16 protein-coding genes are annotated in these 19,093 nt (G+C 32.5%); 13 read left to right on the top strand and 3 right to left on the bottom strand.

The features are described 5' to 3' along the window. Positions 1-416 precede the first annotated feature (416 nt). Both HYG85_RS19250 and HYG85_RS19255 read left to right on the top strand, forming a co-directional pair. A complete protein-coding gene (locus tag HYG85_RS19250) occupies positions 417-1,400 on the top strand; it encodes a hypothetical protein (RefSeq protein WP_212691030.1) in 984 nt (327 codons plus the stop codon). Between the two features lie 128 nt (positions 1,401-1,528). Next, positions 1,529-2,026, top strand: a complete 498-nt coding sequence (locus HYG85_RS19255) for a hypothetical protein (RefSeq protein WP_212691031.1) — start codon at positions 1,529-1,531, stop codon at positions 2,024-2,026. Between the two features lie 642 nt (positions 2,027-2,668). Here the strand turns inward: HYG85_RS19255 and HYG85_RS19260 are convergent. Together HYG85_RS19260 and HYG85_RS19265 are read right to left on the bottom strand one after the other, a co-directional pair. Then, complete coding sequence (locus HYG85_RS19260) at positions 2,669-3,040, bottom strand: hypothetical protein (RefSeq protein ID WP_212691032.1); 372 nt, start codon at positions 3,038-3,040, stop codon at positions 2,669-2,671. 116 nt (positions 3,041-3,156) lie between these two features. Next, on the bottom strand, positions 3,157-3,336 hold the full coding sequence (locus HYG85_RS19265) for a ribbon-helix-helix protein, CopG family (protein ID WP_113671360.1): 180 nt from the start codon (positions 3,334-3,336) through the stop codon (positions 3,157-3,159). A gap of 226 nt (positions 3,337-3,562) precedes the next feature. Here HYG85_RS19265 and HYG85_RS19270 point away from each other — a divergent pair, with 226 nt between their 5' ends. From HYG85_RS19270 to HYG85_RS19295, 6 genes are read left to right on the top strand one after another with little or no spacing between them, the layout of a single operon-like run. Beyond that, positions 3,563-4,435, top strand: a complete 873-nt coding sequence (locus HYG85_RS19270; protein ID WP_212691033.1) for an SMP-30/gluconolactonase/LRE family protein — start codon at positions 3,563-3,565, stop codon at positions 4,433-4,435. Beyond that, complete coding sequence (locus tag HYG85_RS19275; protein WP_212691034.1) at positions 4,425-5,183, top strand: SDR family NAD(P)-dependent oxidoreductase; 759 nt, start codon at positions 4,425-4,427, stop codon at positions 5,181-5,183. The genes HYG85_RS19270 and HYG85_RS19275 overlap by 11 nt, the downstream gene beginning before the upstream one ends. 24 nt (positions 5,184-5,207) lie before the next feature. Next, positions 5,208-6,872 carry a dihydroxy-acid dehydratase gene (gene ilvD, locus HYG85_RS19280; protein ID WP_212691035.1) on the top strand — a complete coding sequence of 555 codons (1,665 nt, stop codon included), beginning with the start codon at positions 5,208-5,210 and terminating at the stop codon, positions 6,870-6,872. A 9-nt stretch (positions 6,873-6,881) separates the two neighbouring features. Beyond that, entirely contained in the window at positions 6,882-7,577 is a 696-nt protein-coding gene (locus HYG85_RS19285) for an RraA family protein (RefSeq protein WP_212691036.1), read from the top strand. A gap of 50 nt (positions 7,578-7,627) precedes the next feature. Then, on the top strand, positions 7,628-8,506 hold the full coding sequence (locus tag HYG85_RS19290) for an AraC family transcriptional regulator (protein WP_212691037.1): 879 nt from the start codon (positions 7,628-7,630) through the stop codon (positions 8,504-8,506). Further along, on the top strand, positions 8,499-11,444 hold the full coding sequence (locus HYG85_RS19295) for a glycoside hydrolase family 2 protein (protein WP_212691038.1): 2,946 nt from the start codon (positions 8,499-8,501) through the stop codon (positions 11,442-11,444). The genes HYG85_RS19290 and HYG85_RS19295 overlap by 8 nt, the downstream gene beginning before the upstream one ends. A gap of 69 nt (positions 11,445-11,513) precedes the next feature. Here the strand turns inward: HYG85_RS19295 and HYG85_RS19300 are convergent, their stop codons facing one another. Continuing rightward, entirely contained in the window at positions 11,514-13,031 is a 1,518-nt protein-coding gene (locus HYG85_RS19300; RefSeq protein WP_212691039.1) for a sulfatase family protein, read from the bottom strand. A 159-nt stretch (positions 13,032-13,190) separates the two neighbouring features. On the opposite strand from HYG85_RS19300, the gene HYG85_RS19305 reads away from it, so the two are divergent. From HYG85_RS19305 to HYG85_RS19325, 5 genes are all read left to right on the top strand, one after another. Beyond that, on the top strand, positions 13,191-14,081 hold the full coding sequence (locus tag HYG85_RS19305) for an AraC family transcriptional regulator (RefSeq protein ID WP_212691040.1): 891 nt from the start codon (positions 13,191-13,193) through the stop codon (positions 14,079-14,081). 92 nt (positions 14,082-14,173) lie between these two features. Further along, positions 14,174-15,676, top strand: coding sequence for a SulP family inorganic anion transporter (locus HYG85_RS19310; RefSeq protein ID WP_244971225.1), 1,503 nt, complete (start codon positions 14,174-14,176; stop codon positions 15,674-15,676). Positions 15,677-15,892: 216 nt separating this feature from the next. After that, positions 15,893-16,225, top strand: a complete 333-nt coding sequence (locus HYG85_RS19315; protein WP_212691041.1) for a PadR family transcriptional regulator — start codon at positions 15,893-15,895, stop codon at positions 16,223-16,225. After that, positions 16,222-16,767 carry a DUF2812 domain-containing protein gene (locus tag HYG85_RS19320; protein WP_212691042.1) on the top strand — a complete coding sequence of 182 codons (546 nt, stop codon included), beginning with the start codon at positions 16,222-16,224 and terminating at the stop codon, positions 16,765-16,767. The genes HYG85_RS19315 and HYG85_RS19320 overlap by 4 nt, the downstream gene beginning before the upstream one ends. Positions 16,768-16,945: 178 nt before the next feature. Then, entirely contained in the window at positions 16,946-19,084 is a 2,139-nt protein-coding gene (locus HYG85_RS19325) for a DNA topoisomerase III (RefSeq protein WP_212691043.1), read from the top strand. Positions 19,085-19,093: the final 9 nt, after the last annotated feature.

Consider the following 19,093-nt stretch of genomic DNA (forward strand, 5'->3'; position numbering starts at 1 on the left):
ATTGCCTAATTAATGTATATTGCTTAAATAATTAGCATGTAAGGACTATATAAGGCAAGGTGTGATAACTGCTGTTATAGAAATGAATAAAAATTATTAATTTTGTTTTTAATACTTGTTTTTAATAACTTTATTTGACTAAACATAACAAAAAATATATAATTTTGTCTAATTAACATATTGACTAAATATTTATTTTATTATACAATGTATTGAGATAATTATCTGAAATATTTACCTATACTAACAAGAACATGTTTACTTTTGAAAGTTATTGTTGGTATTTAAACTAATCTAATACTTTATTATTTGCTTAATCCTATTTGCTCTTATCAGAGCAAACATAATAATAAAAAAGAATATGTTTATATACTATTTCTTTGTGTGTATAACATAATATATAAAGGAGAATATTTATGAATGTAAAAAAAATAATTAGTCTTATACTTATGGTGTGTATTTTGACATTAAATATATCTAGTTCAAATGCTGCTGAAGTACAGGATTTAACAGATCAAATTGAAGTAATAGTAAAAGGTGAAAATGATGAGCTAAATGTTATCACTTACTCTTATAATCAAGATGGAACTATGACAGGTAAGCAATTAACTAATGGAGTTTTAATCGCAGAAGATGTAATTGACTTTAAAAATGAAGAGATAAAACATTATGTGTATGAAGACAATATCAGTATATTAAAAAAACAGAATGTTAATAAAGGATTTTTAAAATCTGAGCATAATGCCAAAAAGAACAAGAGATTAAAAAAGATAATTTCAATACCAAAAGCAAATAATAGACTAAGTGTTTATGGCGAACTATCTGCTTCAGATGTACAAATGCCTATGGCCACAAGCGCTACATGGTATTATAATGGAAAGGTAAACTATAAGGATTATATTGATCCATATGTTGGAACCATTGATAGTGATTTATCAACTTGGTATCAAATCTATGATACTGATGATGTGTCATACGTAATTAATGGTGAACAATATGATGTATTGTCTACAATAGTATCAATAACTATAGCATTTTTTGTAGGGCAAGGATTATCATTATTTGCAAAATTGAGCACAAAGATGACAAATTTGATTAGTGCTATTCTAGGTCATTACGGTGTAACAATTGCAAATGGTAAGATTAAAGATGCTTTTACTGAAACAGTTTCGGTTGATGCAACTTTTTATAAGCTAAAGGCTTATTCTCCATATACCTCTGTAACCAAAGATGATTTTGAAGGTGGTAAATATTATGTAAAAACACAATCGAGTTCATATTACCAAGAATATATCTATGATGGATACTACCCTCAATTTATTTCTAGAAAAGATAATGCTGTCGCGGTATGGTTATTCAACGAGTTTTATGCTCATCAATATCCTGGTTTAGACTGGTAAAATATCTGTAAACTAAATGATAAAGCGTATATTGGTTTAAGTTGTTTCTGATGATAAGTAGCCGAAAGTATCACAATTACTAAATAATATAGTTATGTGATTTACATAACGTTAGATTGGAGAATTCTATGAAATTTAAGTATCTACTCAAAATAGTGCCGGTCATTATTATTCTTGGGTTATTGATATGGGAAGTGAGTTTATATAACTATTCACTAAAGTCAATAGAAGATATGGCTGGCAGTGAATTGTATATTAAGAATGTAGGAGATGTATCAGTAAATTATATTTGGAAAAGAAATGATAAAGTTATAATTGTATACACTAATGAACTATATCATGATCAGATAGGATATGCATTCTTTAAAGAAGGAATTATTCCTGGTAGATATAAGGAGTATCATAATTTTACGACTGATGATGATGTCATAAATGAGGTAATCCAAGTAGAAAATGTTCTAATATCAATTGTCATAACAAGAGATGAAATATTAGAAAAGAATTTTACGATAAAGCGAGATTGGACTAGGAGTAATATATTTAGAATTTTCGTACTTTTTCTGTTATATAGTTTTATTACTAGGTCAAAGAAATTTGCTAGCTTTAAAAATATATGTAGTAGATAAATTTTGCTCTAAGACCCAATATACTAATAATGTTATTGGTCTATCACAAAATAAATTAATAAAGCAATATAGATGTGTCTTTATACCTAAGGATGTTAAAGACGCATCTATTTTAATTTCTTTGCTTTATCCTAAAAGAAACTATTATTCAACATAGAAAAACAATTATTATTGTTACACCATGACAAACATGGAAGATGGTCGTTTAATTAGTGATATATTAAATGATTAAAAATAATAGCAGTTAATATCAAGCTAAATCCTATTTCTTTCTACAAGAGTAAAATTAATATAATCACAGGTTCACTTGGGATAATGAAAGGAAATAGTTATAAATAAGAATAGAAATTTTGTTGTAATATGTTATAATACTTGTGAAGAAAACAAAAAAAGTAATCTTATATTGTTATAAAATTATTGGTGCAGAATTTGTCATCATGTTTAAAGTTATGTATAGCAAGGGTTTGAGACTATACGCATAAGAGATTTTTGACGATATTTTAGACAAGACAAATCAATATTCAACTAAATATTACAAAACTTGTTGTAGTAGAAAAAATCTCGAAATCCTTGAAATTGGTGGATTTTAGCCTTTGGGTCTGTAGTAATACATAATCCAGTAAAATTATTCATTAGGAAGATCTAATTACATGTAAGATAACTAAAAAAAGTCACCCAATAGATCAAATCTCTATTAGATGACTTTTTAACATTGAAAAAGATATTCTTATATTCACCAAGCAACTTCAACAACTTAATACAATCTTTATAACTAGCTAAATATAAGCATTGATTAGCACACGTTAATTTATCCGATTGTTTAACAATATATTCTTTTACAAACTTACTATTTTCTTCATTTAAGGAATTGATTATTGTCTCAAATCTATCTTTGTTATTTTCCAAGTAGCAATCTAATTCTTGGTATTCTAAATCTGTATTAACAAAATCTCTATAAGTCTTATCTAACATATGTACTGCAAAAACATTAAAATGTTCTGTGATATCTAACATAAAATCATACCTCCATTCTTGAATTACTATCGTAAACAGGGTATAATAGATTTACCTCTATTTTTGATAGTGGTGGATATAGAAGTGATGTGTTAGCTTACAGGCGACCATCACTTTTATTTATCCTCTAGGCTATCGTAGGCTCTATGAATACTCTCACGAATCATTTCTGAACGGTTAAGTTTTTCTATCTCACAACATTTATCAAGTTTTTCAACTGTAGTCTTATCCATTCTAATCCGTACTGAAATATTCTTAGGGTTATCCGTAGGACGACCTATTTTTTTCTCAGACAAATGTTCACCTCCTTTTGTATCTCCAAAACTATTATAACTTATGGAGATACAAAAATCAATAGTAATAAAAATAAAAAACTATCCCAGTTCCGTTCTGTACAAACAAACCCCAAAATATTTCCGAAAATTTATAGAATCTCATAAAATAATATGCTAAACTCAAATTAAATCAATTGATAATGATTAATTGTTTAGTACTTAATAAAAAGAATAGTAGGTGATTGCTGTGCAAGATTTGTTAAAAGCTAAATCTGGACTAATCTGTGAGGCAAAATTAAATTGTAAGCTTGCAGAAGGCTGTATATGGGATAAAAAGAATAAAATAGTTTATTTCGTAGATATCGAGTTCCGTTTTTTGTACATATTTGACCCTGTACATAAAACAATATCAAAAATACCTACAGAAAGCTATATTAGTGATGTTGTACTTGATGCAGATAATAATCCAATCTGCGCTGTCAAGGACACAATCTATAATCTAGACCTAAAAAACACTAAATTCACACAACTAATAAAAATAGACTCTATGGAAGGGCTACGATTCAATGATGGTAAATGTGATAAATACGGTAATCTATGGATTGGCACAATGAAAATAGAGCAAGATGAAGATGCTCTCTGTGCAGGTGCCTTATACTGTATAAATGAAAACAAAGTTGTTGCCAAATACGATGATTTCACTATTCCTAACGGATTAGCATGGAACAACGATGGCTCAATATTTTATCATATTGACACAGTTACTAGAAAAATCGACGCTTATGATGTAGTAGATAAAATAAATCTAGGGAACAAAAGAACTGTCTTCACCTTTGAAGATGAAAAAGGATCACCTGACGGCATGTGCATTGATGCCCAAGGAAGACTCTGGGTAGCCATGTGGGGTGGATACTCCGTAAACTGCGTTGATCCTAAGACCAGCGAAATAATATATACCATCCAAGTTCCAGACAAAAATGTAACCTGTTGTGCATTTGGTGGAGAAGAACTTGATACGCTATATATTACTACAGCAAGAAGCGAAGAAGGCGACGGCGGAAATCTATATTCCATAAAACTTAATACAAAAGGAGTTGAATCATATAGATATGGGAAATAAAAAAGTAGCTTTGATTACTGGAGCAACAAGAGGAATAGGAAAGCAGATAGCCCTTTCCATGGCTGAAGAAGGTTACAATATAATCGTCAACTATAGAAGTCAGAAAGAAGCAGCAGATGAAATATGTGAATTCGCAAGGAATCTAGGAGTTGAAACTGATTCAGTATATGCGGATTTATCTAAGATGTCAGATATCAAAGCTATGTTTGACAAGGTATATGAGCTCTATCCTGTAATTGATATTCTAGTAAACAATGCAGGGATAAGTAGTGAAATGTACTTTTTGGACGCTACTGAAGAAATGTTTGACCAGATGACATCAATTGATTGGAAAGGCTTATTCTTCTGTAGTCAGTTAGCTGCTAAAAGAATGGTAGAAACCAATCATAAGGGAGTAATAATAAATATTTCCTCTAATCAGGTTGACGGTTGCTGGCCTAGAGCTACAATCTACGGACCAACAAAAGCGGCAGTAACTAAATTCACTAAAAATGCAGCTATGGAACTTTCACATCATGGTATCAGAATGGTTTCAGTTGCACCTGGATATACTGATGTTGGCTGGGATGAAGGAGATATAAGGTATGAGGCTATGAAGAAGCTTCCATTGAGAAGATTTGCTTCAACAGAAGAAATTGCACAAGCTGTAATATACTTGGCTTCTGAAAAAGCAGATTACATAACAGGAACAACCTTAACTATTGATGGTGGAGCCACTTTACCAGTTGTTGCGGCAAATGACTTTTAGTAAGCAAAATAAGGCGGTGTAGAAATGGACAACAGTTATTATAATCCTTTGTTAGAAGGAGATAATGGAGCTTTGAAAAGAGCGTTGTATAAAGCAATGGGTTTTACTGATAGTGCTTTACAAAAACCTCTTATTGGTATAGTTAACACCTATACTAATGCAACACCTGGACACTATAACATAAATGAGATGTGCGAGCATGTGCAAAAAGGAATAGAGGCTGCTGGTGGTACAGCAATGACATTTGGAACAATAGCTCCATGTGATGGAATTGCAGAAGGTCATGAAGGAATGAGATATATTCTTCCTTCTAGGGATATAATCTCATCATCAGTTGAATGTATGGTAAGAGCTCACCGTTTTGACGGATTGGTACTTCTAGGTTCATGCGATAAAATCGTACCAGGGTTGCTTATGGCAGCTGGAAGATTAGATATTCCTGCAATATTTTGTAATGGAGGTCCTATGTTTCCAGCATCCTATAAAGGTAAACATTATGATGGAAATATAGTCACTGAGGCTATAGGATGGAAGCAGAGGAAGTTGATATCAGAAGAAGAATTCAAGATGATAGAGAATCTGGCAGAGCCTTGTGTAGGTTCATGTGCAATGTTGGGAACAGCAAATACAATGGGTTGTATGGCTGAAGCTATGGGAATGAGTTTACCTGGATGCGCAACAGTTCCAGCGGTCATGTCAGAAAGAATGCAGTTTGCATATAAAACAGGTGAAGCCATCTTGGAGCTTGTCAAAAAAGGTATAACAGCGAGGCGTATAATAACCAAAGAATCTATCGCTAATGCTATCATGGTTTTAACTGCTATTGGCGGTTCTACTAATGGTATCATGCACTTGCAGGCAATATATAAGGAAGCAGGACTGGGTTGGTTGCCATTAGAAGTATTTGATGAATACAGTAGAAAAATCCCACAGATAGCATCTATATATCCTGCTTCACCGTATGATATGGTAGATTTCTATGAAGCTGGCGGTGTACCAGCAGTTTTAAAGGAATTAGAAGATAACCTATACGATTGTATGACAGTAAGCGGAAAGACCATTAAAGAGAACTTGAAGAGATATGAACATTCCAATAGAAGAGAGGTAGTTAGCTCTATAGATGAACCTTTTGCATCATCAGGTGGTGTCGCAATATTAACAGGTAATATAGCTCCATCAGGTGCTGTAGTTAAGCCTGCGGCAATTCCAGAAAACTTGATGAGTTTTACAGGTAGAGCAAAAGTCTTTGTTGGTGAAGAAGAAGCTTGTAAGTGCATACTAAGTGGTGATGTACAAGAGGGTACAGTTGTTGTTCTAGCCTACGAAGGACCTAAGGGAGGTCCAGGTATGCCTGAGATGTACCGACCTATGAAGTGTCTTGAAGGAATGAATCTATCTTCTACATGTGCCCTTATTACAGATGGAAGGTTTTCAGGTTCCAATAGGGGATGTTTTGTTGGACATATCTCTCCAGAAGCATATGAAGGTGGCGTTCTTGGACTTGTAAAAGATGGAGACCTGATTGAGATTGATATAGATTCAAGAAAAATAGAGCTTCTTGTTGATGATGAAGAACTTGAAAAACGCCGTATATCTTGGGTGAAAAGAGAAAAAGATATTAAGGATGGATACCTAAATACATATAAAAGAATCAGTAAATCCGCTGCACAAGGCGCAGTTGTGGAATAGGAGATTATTATGGATAAATTGACTTGGAAAAATGATGACGAACTTTTTGAGATAATGCGTGATAAGTTGTATTCAGCAGTAATTGGAGATATTCTGGACAAGATGAAGTATTTTCATCAGTTTCTACCTCAGAGAATACAGCCTCTAAGAGATGATATGATAGTAGCAGGACGTGCAATGACTGTCCTTGAAGCAGATGCTTTTGAAGAATTATCTGACGGACAGAACCCTATTATGAAGAAGCCTTTTGGTTTAATGCTTGAAGCATTAGATGATATCAAGAAAAATGAAGTTTATATATGTACAGGTTCTTCACCTAATTATGCTCTTGTTGGTGAACTTATGAGTACTAGAATGAAGATCCTAGGTGGTGTGGGTGCTGTCGTAAATGGATTTCATAGAGATACAAAAGGTATATTGGAACTTGATTTCCCATGTTTCTCTTATGGCAGATATGCTCAAGATCAAGCTCCAAGAGGAAAAGTTATTGATATTCGTGTTCCCATAGAGATAGAAGGAGTGAGAGTCAACCCTGGAGATATCATTTTTGGCGACATGGATGGAGTTGTAGTGATACCAAAAGAAGTTGAAGAGGAAGTAATAAAACTAGCTTATAAAAAGGCAACAGAAGAAAAGATGGTATCTAATGCTATAAAAGCTGGTATGGGAGCCAAAGAATCTTTTGATAAATATGGAGTAATGTAATAGCTGTATTATGTTAATGCTTTTGTATGCTATTAGAAAGGAAGATCACTATGGTTAACGATATACAGACAAAAATCATTGAATTAATAAGTGATGACACCTATAGAGTCAAAGTCATCAACGCTGGAATATATATGTTTCCTTCCCGCTATTATTATGCAAGCCACAATCATAAGGATTATGAAATCAACTATGTAACAAAGGGCAGCTGTATTATGGATATTGACAATGAGTGTATACAGTTGAAAGAAGGAGATTGCATAATAATAAATCCAAGGGCTAACCATTGTTTTATGGTGGATATAAAAGGAACATGCAGAATAACACAACTGGAAATAAGTATAAATGTTAACCAAGAACTTGCTAAGAATTTTTCTTTTCTAAGCTCAAGAGAAAACTATCACAAAATAAGGAATTGTTCAAAGATAAACTTGTTGTTAGAGCAGATTTCAAGAGATTTTCGTTGCCTAAATGAAGACCATACTATGGAGGCTCTTTTGAATCTTACACTAGCACAATTATATATAATATTGTCAAACTGCATAGATAATAAATCAGAATCAACATATAGTAAAACTAATAGTAATAATAAAATTAATAAGATGCTTGATTATATCAAGAACAATAGTGACGAAGATATCATCATAGAGGAACTGTCATTAAGATTTGGTATCAGTTCAAGGTATGTAAGAAAATATTTTTCAGAGAAATTAGGAATAAAATGTTCAGAGTACATTAACATGATTAGAATTAACAAGGCTAAGGAGCTTTTATGGGAGACAGGGTATTCTATTACTAAAATTAGTGCCATAACAGGCTTTAATAGTTCTCAATACTTTTGTAAGGTGTTCAAAAAACAAGTAGGAATTTCTCCAGTATCCTATAGAAACATGTGGATCAATAATCGGAAGGAAGAAGATAATGAATAGAGTACAAAACATAATTAATCCATTACCACAGAAAATTGCAGGTGTCAAAGAACCAGTTATCTGTCTTAATTCAGAAACCGGTTGGCAGTTCCTTTTTGAAACAATAGATGATATACCAAGTCTAACTTCTGATAATAGAGATTATGATTTTACTAAGTTGGATTCAAAAGATTGGAATTGTGTCATAGTTCCCGGTGAACTTGCTATGCAAGGTTATGATATTGACAATAACAATGAATACTATTATAAAACAACAGTTAAGATTCCAAAGGATTATAATGGCAAAGAAGTATTTTTGAGATTTGATGGTGTTTATTCCAATGCTAGAGTCTGGATTAATAATGCATATATTAGAAGTCATGTAGGTGGTTTTACAACATGGTATTGTTATATAACTGATACAGTAGAAGCAGGCGAGGAAATTACTATAGTTGTTGGTATTGCTGATTTAGAAGGAAACAGTACTGGTTTATATAATGCTGATAAGAGTACCAATCAAAGGGATTCTTCATGGGCAAGTTTTTACGCACATCACAATATATGTGGTATCTTGAGAAATGTCTTTCTAGTTGCATATGAAAAATGTCATATCACAGATTGTTATTGCCAAACAAGTTTTGAAGATAATTATAATACGGGTATTCTTGAACTTGAAATTTCCCTTAATAAGGTATCAACAGATTGTAAAATAGTTATTGACTTAAGAGATAGAAGTGGTAAGAGTGTTGCAAATGGTGAAATGAATTATAAGAATGAAACTAAGGAAAGTATCACCTTAAAGATTGATTCTCCTAATAAATGGGATAGTGAGCACCCATACTTATACACTCTTGTTATGTCTCTATACCTTGACGGAGAAGAAATACAACAAAATTGTAGGAATATAGGATTCAGAGAGATCTTTTTTAATGGTAAGAATAATACCGATCATAATAAGATCTACATTAATGGAGATGAAGTCAAATTAAGAGGTGTATGTAGACATGATGTCTCTTATAAGTTAGGGAGAAGTATGACTCGTGAAGAGTTATTCAGGGAAATAGAAGATTACAAAAAGTGTAATATCAACTTCATAAGAACAAGTCATTATCCTGCATCAGAAGATTTGCTTGATGCCTGTGATGAGTTAGGTGTATATGTAGAACAGGAAAACGCTATATGCTTCCAAGGTGCCAATGACTGCGAGATATATTGTAAACCTGAAGAATATCTTTCACAGGGTACTGAAATGATACAAAGAGATTGTAGTAGAACATCTATAATCATATGGTCCTTGGGTAATGAATCTAGTTATGAAAAAACAAAGGGTTTTAAATTAGAATATGACTACATAAAAGAAGTTGATAAAACAAGACCCATAATCTTCAGCTATCCTTTTACCTTAAAAAGCTGTCCCCTTCCTTTTGATATAATAAGTAAGCATTATGAACAAGTGTATCAAAAGAACTTTTTGGGTCATGTAAGTATGCCAGTTCTCCATGATGAATTTGCTCATGTAAATTGTTATGACCTTAATAGGCAGAAATATGATTCTAATGTAAGAAATTACTGGGGTAAAAGTATCAAGGATGGCTGGGAAAACATCTATGATACTGATGGTGCCTTAGGATGTGCAATATGGGTAGCTGGGGATGATGTTTTCTTTTTACCTGAGAATGTCAAGAAAAGATGGCAGAACCATTCGGTAGCACATGCAACAGGTTATGGAGAATGGGGTTGTATCCATGATGTATTCATGAGAATAAAACCAGAAGCTTATCTTACTAAGAAAGCCTTCACACCTGTACGGATTGATATTGAAAAATGCCTTTACATGGATAAAAAGCTTATAATACCAGTTAAAAATAGATTCAATCATACAAACTTGAATGAACTAATTATAAAATATAAAGTTGACAATGATGAATATCAAAAGGTTGATAATGTACTTGATATCAATCCGAAAGAAACAGGATATATAGAGATTGATGGTATTATTAAGGGAGCAGAAATACTTCTAGAGTTTTATGATCATCAAAATGAACTTCTAGATGTATATAAAATACCTACAATGGTAAAAGATATTCCAGTTTGCAAAGAGAAAAAAGTCTTGATTCCTTGTATAGAGGACAGTGACAAATACATAAATGCATCAACTGAAAATATGATAGTCAGTATTAATAAGGCAGAAGGAAGTATTGAAAAAGCTGCTATAGATGGAGAAACCTTAATAACTGGTGGACCATATCTGAATATATCTGGTTTTGATGCACTTGAAGAGAATGGTAAAGTTACTAAGATATATTCTTATTACGGAGATGATTGTGCTACAGTTTTAATTTACAAGAGTTATAGAGAAGAGTGTGATGTTAATTATATCGTTAAAATATATTCCGATAATAGAATAGAGACATCATATTGTTATGAAGTATTAAACCAAAAACTTAAGCTGGATAAGATAGGCGAGATTGGTATACAATATGATATTCCTAATAGTGCAGACAAAGTCACATGGCAGAAAGAAGGATTATATTCAATATATCCTGACTATCATATTGGTAGACTTAGTGGAACAGCTTCCAAAAAGCCCATATGTGAAGAAAGATATGGAGAAAAACCTTTCTGTAAATGGGAAGAAAGTTCCAAGAATTTTATGGTATTCACTAATGACGAGAATTCAAAAGAAATGTTTACTAATGATTTCAAAGCCTTAAGAGAGAATATTTACTTTTATCAAGTTGCATTTGAGGATAGAAAAAGTAGTATCAAGGTAGAATCAAAGGGACAATTAGCCGTTAACATCATAAATGGTGATGAATCCTATAAACTCAATATAAATAATCTATGGGCATATCCAGAACTCAATTATAATTGTAATTGGGGAAATGATAGTGGAAGGGACATAGCACTTGCATCTGGTTCAGTAGGTAGTAGTGTAATTAGACTTACAAAAGAATAAATGTATTATTAGTATAAATAAAAATGTATTATAGGCATATTCAGTCCTACAATACATTTTTTTATATATTTATGCCCCAGCTATCCTAGGCATCCACATAGGTTCTTTTCCTAGTTCAGCCCATATATACTTCAACATCAAATTCATTTTCAACTCTGTATAATCAGGGTTATCCCATAGATTATTAATTTCTTCAGGGTCTTTTTCAAGGTCAAATAATTCACCGTAAGTCTGATTATAATAAACTGTCAATTTGTAACGTTCATCCACATAGGTCTTAAGATGAATAGTAGTAGGTTCATGATGATGTTCGCAAATGATATGGTCTCTTGCAGAATCTTTTTTGCCAAGCCATACATCTTTTTGGTCTTTACCAGTCATTATTCTAGGAATCCCTATATCAGCAAAACTTAATAAAGTTGGTGCAATATCCACTAAACTCTGTAAAGCATTACTAGACTTGTTAGCAGGAATCTTATGAGGATACCTGACTATATATGGGACTTTTATCATGTCTTCATACAAAAAAGGTCCTTTAGCACTTAACCCATGATGTCCAATAAAATGTCCGTGATCAGTAGTGAATAGAACAATAGTATTATCAGCTATGCCTAATTCATCTAATTTATCTAGGATTTTACCAATATACTTATCCATCATTGTTACCATACCATAATAGACAGAGAGATATTTTCTCAACGTTTTTTCATCTTTCTCATGAGTATGCATTCCATGAATGCCATAACCAGATTCTCCATAGATGGAAAAATCAGCATTGTCATACTGTGTCATAGCAAAATGAGGAGGATTATTGTCATGCTCACCCAACGTAATAGTTGGTAAGGTCAACTCTTCTGGGTCATACATAGAATAATATGGTTCAGGAACAATATAATCAGGATGAGGGTCAAAAAAACTTGCCCATAGCAAAAATGGTTCGTCAGCATTATTATACTCTTCCATGAGTGCATTGGTTCTCTCTGAAATCCATGAGTCATAATGATATTTTTCTGGAATATCCCATTTCCCTTCTGCTCTTCGGTCTAATATCCCTGTAGGTTTCCTAAAATAATCTTTCCAATTATTAAGTCCTTTTTCTTCTAACCATAGAGCATAATGCTGTCCAATATGTCCTTCGTCAGTATGATTCCTTGCAAGTTCACAATGACTAAAACCATACCAAGTATCATAATTGGTGTTGAAGTCTTTCCAAAAATCTAAATCCTGTAAAATAGGATATGCTTCTACTGATGGAAATTCTTCAGTGGAAGCTAAGGGTTGAAAATGTGCTTTACCTACTAGGGCAGTCTTATATCCAGCTGAGTTGAAATCTTCACCAACTGTATGTACATCCTCTGATAGCTTCGTGCCTAATGTCCATGCTCCATGCTGGCTAGGATACATACCTGTTATTATGGAAGAACGAGTAGGGGTACATGTAGGATTAGGACAATAAGCTCTTTTGAAAGTTGTACCTTCTTTGACCAGACGATCAAGATTAGGTGTCTTAATCTCAGGATTGAAGGCACCGATAGTATTAAAATGCTGTTGGTCACTTGTTATCAATAAAATATTAGTCTTTTTCATAAAAAACCTCCAATAAAAATTCCTTTGTCTATATTATAAGTAATTACTTATAAACATGAATGGAATAATCAGAAGTAGATTTGTAAAAATCAGACATTGGTGATATAGTTATATACAAATACATAAGTTATTCAAGGATTTTTAAGTCAGGGGAATATGATGAAAACAGATAATATAATGATTGATGAATTGAACCCTTATGTTAGAAAAGTAGGAAAACAAGGGTTTGGAGAATGGAAGAACAATTATAGAAAAATATACGATTATGAATGGATGTACTGTATTAAAGGCGAAGCTTATTATGAAACAAAAGAAACAACACACAAATTAAAAAGAGGAACCCTACTATTGATAAAACCTAATGTTCCTCATAAATTCTGGGTAGAAAGAGGAACCAAAGCAGAAAATATATGGATACATTTTGATTTCAAGTATAGAAAAGATGTTTATGAGCTGGATACATATGTGAAGAATAACCAGTCCTCATATTTTCAGGAGGAGTTGCCACAGAAAAATTATCTTAGGCAAGAGTATACTATAAATAACACTTTTATATTACCTGAGATTATTCAAATAAAGAATAAGGATTATATTGAAGCAAGGTACATGGACATATTAGATGCCTTTGTCAAACATAATGCTACTTGGCAGTTAATGTCAAAAGCCAATCTTTTATTAATAATCAAAGATGTGCTTAATCAGATTGAAGATGATAATTACTTTAAATCATTTAATACAGTGGATCTGCCAAAACGTATAAAGAATTATATAGATGAGTATTATTTCAGAAAAATAACTAGAAAAGAAATATCAAAATATCTAGGTTATAATGAAGATTACTTAGGGAAAATATTCAAAAATAAATATGGATGCTCAATATCAAGCTATAGTAATTCCATTAAGATAGAAAAAGCAAAAGAAATGCTTGATAAGACAGATCTACTTATAACAAATATAGCTGAATTGTTAGGCTTTAATGATGTATATTATTTTTGTAAAACAATGAAAAAGACGACAGGGTATTCCCCTGCTGGTTGGAGAAAACGATGACAATTACAAAAAAACTATAGATTTATTTCTTAAAACATGTTATGATTACGCCTCTGACATAAGACATAAGATGAATTAATAGGAGGAAACACATGACATTAAAGAAATTAAAAATTAGTCCTTTATCTTCAAAGATTATGCGAACGGAAATACTTGCAGGTCTAACAGTAGCCTTAGCACTTGTTCCAGAAGCAATCGCATTTGCATTTGTAGCAGGAGTAGACCCTTTAGTAGGTTTATATGCTGCTTTTATGGTGGGACTTATAACATCAACATTTGGAGGAAGACCTGGAATGATTTCTGGTGCTACAGGTGGACTTGCAGTTGTTATGGTACATCTAGTATCAGAACATGGAGTAGAGTATCTTTTTGCAGCGGTAATTCTCATGGGAGTTATACAGATAATCATTGGATTATTGAAATTAGGGAAATTCGTAAGGATGATTCCCCATTCGGTAATGCTTGGTTTTGTAAATGGACTTGCAATAGTAATATTTATAGCTCAATTAGCCCAATTCAAAGTAGCAGATACGGGTGGTAAGCTGGTTTGGATGACTGGCAGTAATCTTTACATAATGTTGGGATTAGTTGCACTCACAATGATTATTATCTATACTGCTAAAAAATTCATTAAGAGTGTACCTGCACCACTTATAGCGATTATCATTGTAACTATTTTGGTTGGAGTATTTGGAATTCAAACCAAAACCGTTGGAGATATTGCATCAGTTGGAGGTGGGTTGCCAAAGTTTGGGATACCTATGGTGCCATTGACCCTTGAGACATTAAAAATCATTCTACCACACTCATTGATTTTCGCGATCATTGGACTTATTGAATCATTGATGACTTTAACCTTAGTTGATGAAATTACAGAAACTAAAGGGGACGGAAACAAAGAATGTTTAGGTCAAGGATTTGCCAATCTAGTTACTGGATTTTTTGGTGGTATGGGTGGTTGTGCAATGATAGGGCAAAGTATGATAAATGTAGAATCAGGTGCTAGAAGAAGACTTTCGGGGATTTCGGCAGGGTTGTTTTTACTTGGATTCATATTATTTGGAGCCGCACTTATAGAAATAATTCCAATTGCAGTACTTGTAGGAGTTATGTTTGTAGTATCAATCTCAACATTTGAGTGGTCTAGTTTTAGGATTGCAAAAAGTATCCCTAAGAGTGATTTATGTATCATAATCTTAGTTTCAGTAGTTACAGTATTCGTTGATCTAGCCATTGCTGTAATATCAGGCGTGATTGTTGCTTCATTAGTTTTTGCCTGGGAAAAAGGTAAGAGAATTGATATAGACAAACATATGGAAGGTAATACTAGAATATATGCTTTAAGAGGAGCGTTGTTCTTTGGTTCTGTAAGGAATTTTATAGATGCATTTGATACAGCTAATGATGCTAAAGATGTTGTAATAGACTTTAGCCATGCTAGGATATTTGATCATTCTGCAATTGAGGCTATTAATACCGTAACAGCTAAATACAAGAAAAACGGAAAAACCATTCATCTGAGAAATCTGAGTACAGACTGTTTCGCATTTATTCAGGGTTCGAAAGATATTATGGAAGTAAATATTATTTGTTAAGTAAAATTAGACGAGCCTGTGGAATGATAAAAAACCACAATAACGAAAAAGAGAGCAGAAATTCAAATTTCGCTCTCTTTTTCGTATATATTAAAGAATTGTCTTTTCAAAAATAATAATATATGATATTATATAGACACACGATATATAGAGTGGCGATACAGAGAAACGCGATATAAAGATAAACGATATGATAAAGAGTTTTGGAGGAGCGATATGGATAGTAATATTAAGAAATTTTCACCATTGACTGAAGCTACATACTACATTTTATTAGCATTAGTGGAACCTCTTCATGGATATGGAATAATCAAGAAAGTTGAAGAAATGAGTAATGGAAGAGTACAACTTGCTGCTGGGACATTATATGGAGCCATTAAGACTCTATTGGAAAATGATCTTATCATACTGATTGGTGAAGACAAAGAAAACAAAAGAAGAAAGCTATATCAAATGACAGAAGATGGAAGAATTCTCATGAATTATGAAATTAAGCGTTTACAGGAAATGGTCAATAATGGATTGCAAGAGATTGGAGGTCAATTATGAAAAAAGTAGTTAGAAAGATGTTCTTTGCTTGGAATGAAGAAAAAGAAAAATTATTTTTGGAAGAAATGGCTTTACAAGGTTACAGATTAGTCAAGGTACAAGTGGGAAAATATACTTTTGAAGAAGACAAACCTAAGAAAGTGATTTATCAATTTGATTTTAGAACTTTTAACAAAGATGGAGAAGAAGAGTATCTTCAAATACACGAAGATGCAGGTTGGAATCTTGTATATAAGTATAGTGGATGGTATTATTTTTCTCAAGAAAGCAATAATCAAGAGGTGGATTTATCATTATTCAATAATAATGAATCAAAAAGGGCTAAATATATCCGTCTATTACTCTTTTTATTCATAACAGGGTTTCCACTGTATTATCAAACACTTGTGTTTTTTCCTTTGCTGGATGAATGGAAATTTGAATTTCACAGTTTTTATTTTTTCTTCAGGATAATAGCGCTAATATTGACAGGTATGCATATATTCGCAGTAACAAAAATCCTATTGCAGTATAGGAAACTTAAGAATAATATTAAAGAATAAAAAAGAAACAGCTTTTTGAATTTTATGGAGAGGTCAAGAAATATATTGATGAAAATAAAGATGAATTGAAGTTAGGGTGGTTCTACGAGTAATAGAGCGTTAATAAATATGGCAAAAATTCATTTTTTATGCTATAATTCACACAAGAATTAAAAGGAACTTGAAAGGAATGGAATTAATGGGGAAGAAACTAGTACTCGCAGAAAAACCATCAGTAGCAAGAGATATAGCTAAGGTATTAAAATGCACATCTCGAAAGGATGGATATATAGAAGGCGCCGAATACGTAATAACTTGGGCTGTTGGTCATTTGATAACTTTAGCAGAACCTGATGATTACGATGAAAAATATAAGAAGTGGAGATATAATCTGCTGCCAATAATTCCAGAAGAAATACAATTAAAACCTTATCCTAATACAGAAAAACAACTTAAGATTATTGAAAGATTATTGAATAGAAATGATGTAGAGTCTATAATATGTGCAACGGATAGTGGGCGAGAAGGAGAACTTATATTCAGGTATATATATAATTATGTTGGATGCAGCAAGCCTTTTTCAAGACTGTGGATATCCAGTATGACAGATGTAGCTATCAATGAAGGCTTTAGCAAGTTAAAAGACGGAAGTGAATACGATAACTTGTATTATAGTGCAAAATGCCGTTCAGAAGCAGATTGGCTTGTAGGAATAAATGCAACAAGAGCCTATACTACAAGCAATGATGTGTTACTTAGTATTGGACGTGTTCAGACACCAACCCTAGCACTGATTGTTAATAGAAAAGATGAGATAGATAATTTTGTACCAAAAGACTATATAGAAGTATATGCAGTGTTTGTTGATGATTTCAGAGCCATATGGTTCAATGAAAAACCATCAGATACTAAAATATTTGATAAGAAGAAAGCCGATGAAATAGCAGAAAAAATAGTTGATAAAGATGGTGTAGTTGAAAAGGTAACTAAAAAGCTTAAGAAGATGCCCCCACCATTACTATATGACCTGACAGAATTGCAAAGGGATGGTAATAAGAAATACGGATATACTGCAAAAAAAGTACTCAGTCTAGCACAGAATCTATATGAAAAGAGAAAGCTGATTACATATCCAAGAACAGACAGCAGATATCTAAGTGACGATATGAAGAAAAAAGTAAAGAGCACCATGAGAAAAATCAATGTGCCTCCTTATAATAAAGCTATTGAACCGTTACTAAAAAAAGGTGAATTAAAATTCAATAAAAGAATAATTAATAATAGTAAGGTAACCGACCACCATGCTATCATTCCAACTGATGTTGTACCTAGAATCAATAATCTTACCAAGGATGAGCTTAATATCTACAATTTAGTTGTCAAAAGGTTTATATCAGTTTTTTATGATTATTATAAATATGAAACAACGGAAATAATATTTGATATTGAAGGAGAAAAATTCGTATCATCTGGTAAAGTCATTGTTGATAAAGGCTGGAAAGCACTGTATACAGCTACCAAAGATGATAAAGAACAGATTATGCCTAAGCTTAAAAAGGGTGATACCAAAAAGGTTGTGGATGTGGAGAAGTTAAATAAGCAAACTACACCACCAAAACCATATACTGAAAGTTCCCTACTAAGTGCTATGGAGAATGCAGGAAGATTTACTGAAGATGAAGCCCTGAAAGATCAATTAAAAGAATCTGGATTCGGAACACCTGCAACGAGAGCAGGAATAATAGAGAGATTGATTCAAGTTGAATACATAAAGAGAAAAGGAAAAACATTGATTCCTACTAAAAAAGGATGTCAGCTTATTAAGATCATCCCAGAAGAATTAAAATCTCCCGAAACAACAGGGAAATGGGAAAAGGGATTAACCAGTATCAATAAAGGTAAAATGGAATCCTACCGCTTTATGGAAAGTATCAAAAGGTTTGTAGTATATCTTGTCAATTCAGCGAGTAAGAGCAAAGGAAAAGTAGCTTTTGAGCGAAAGCCTATTCCAGAGGATAAGAAAAAGAAAGTAAAAGGTCTAGGAACCTGTCCTGTATGTGAAAAGGGTAAAATATTAGAAAATAGTAAAGCTTTTTATTGTAGCGATTGGAGAAATAACTGTAAATATAAGATATGGAAAAATACTTTGGAGAGATACGGTACAAAGACTATTGAAAAAGAAATTGTTCAACAATTGTTAGAAAAGGGTAAGATAGAAGACTACAAAGTCACTCTTCCCCAAACCGGCGAAAAATGTATAGCTACTCTAGTGGTTAATAATAATACAGGAATAGAACTTAAAAATATTAAGAGAATTGAAAAAGAAAGTAAAGAATAGGATGATGAT

The organism is Vallitalea guaymasensis, from assembly GCF_018141425.1.
Lineage (GTDB): Bacteria > Bacillota > Clostridia > Lachnospirales > Vallitaleaceae > Vallitalea > Vallitalea guaymasensis.

Bases quoted from the DNA above. Each gene is read 5' to 3' on its own strand.
- HYG85_RS19260 (WP_212691032.1), bottom strand. From the start codon at position 3,040: ATGTTAGATATCACAGAACATTTTAATGTTTTTGCAGTACATATGTTA.
- HYG85_RS19315 (WP_212691041.1), top strand. From the start codon at position 15,893: ATGGATAGTAATATTAAGAAATTTTCACCATTGACTGAAGCTACATAC.
- HYG85_RS19310 (WP_244971225.1), top strand. From the start codon at position 14,174: ATGACATTAAAGAAATTAAAAATTAGTCCTTTATCTTCAAAGATTATG.
- HYG85_RS19325 (WP_212691043.1), top strand. From the start codon at position 16,946: ATGGGGAAGAAACTAGTACTCGCAGAAAAACCATCAGTAGCAAGAGAT.
- HYG85_RS19250 (WP_212691030.1), top strand. From the start codon at position 417: ATGAATGTAAAAAAAATAATTAGTCTTATACTTATGGTGTGTATTTTG.
- HYG85_RS19275 (WP_212691034.1), top strand. From the start codon at position 4,425: ATGGGAAATAAAAAAGTAGCTTTGATTACTGGAGCAACAAGAGGAATA.
- HYG85_RS19285 (WP_212691036.1), top strand. From the start codon at position 6,882: ATGGATAAATTGACTTGGAAAAATGATGACGAACTTTTTGAGATAATG.
- HYG85_RS19290 (WP_212691037.1), top strand. From the start codon at position 7,628: ATGGTTAACGATATACAGACAAAAATCATTGAATTAATAAGTGATGAC.
- HYG85_RS19320 (WP_212691042.1), top strand. From the start codon at position 16,222: ATGAAAAAAGTAGTTAGAAAGATGTTCTTTGCTTGGAATGAAGAAAAA.
- ilvD (WP_212691035.1), top strand. From the start codon at position 5,208: ATGGACAACAGTTATTATAATCCTTTGTTAGAAGGAGATAATGGAGCT.
- HYG85_RS19305 (WP_212691040.1), top strand. From the start codon at position 13,191: ATGAAAACAGATAATATAATGATTGATGAATTGAACCCTTATGTTAGA.
- HYG85_RS19255 (WP_212691031.1), top strand. From the start codon at position 1,529: ATGAAATTTAAGTATCTACTCAAAATAGTGCCGGTCATTATTATTCTT.
- HYG85_RS19295 (WP_212691038.1), top strand. From the start codon at position 8,499: ATGAATAGAGTACAAAACATAATTAATCCATTACCACAGAAAATTGCA.
- HYG85_RS19300 (WP_212691039.1), bottom strand. From the start codon at position 13,031: ATGAAAAAGACTAATATTTTATTGATAACAAGTGACCAACAGCATTTT.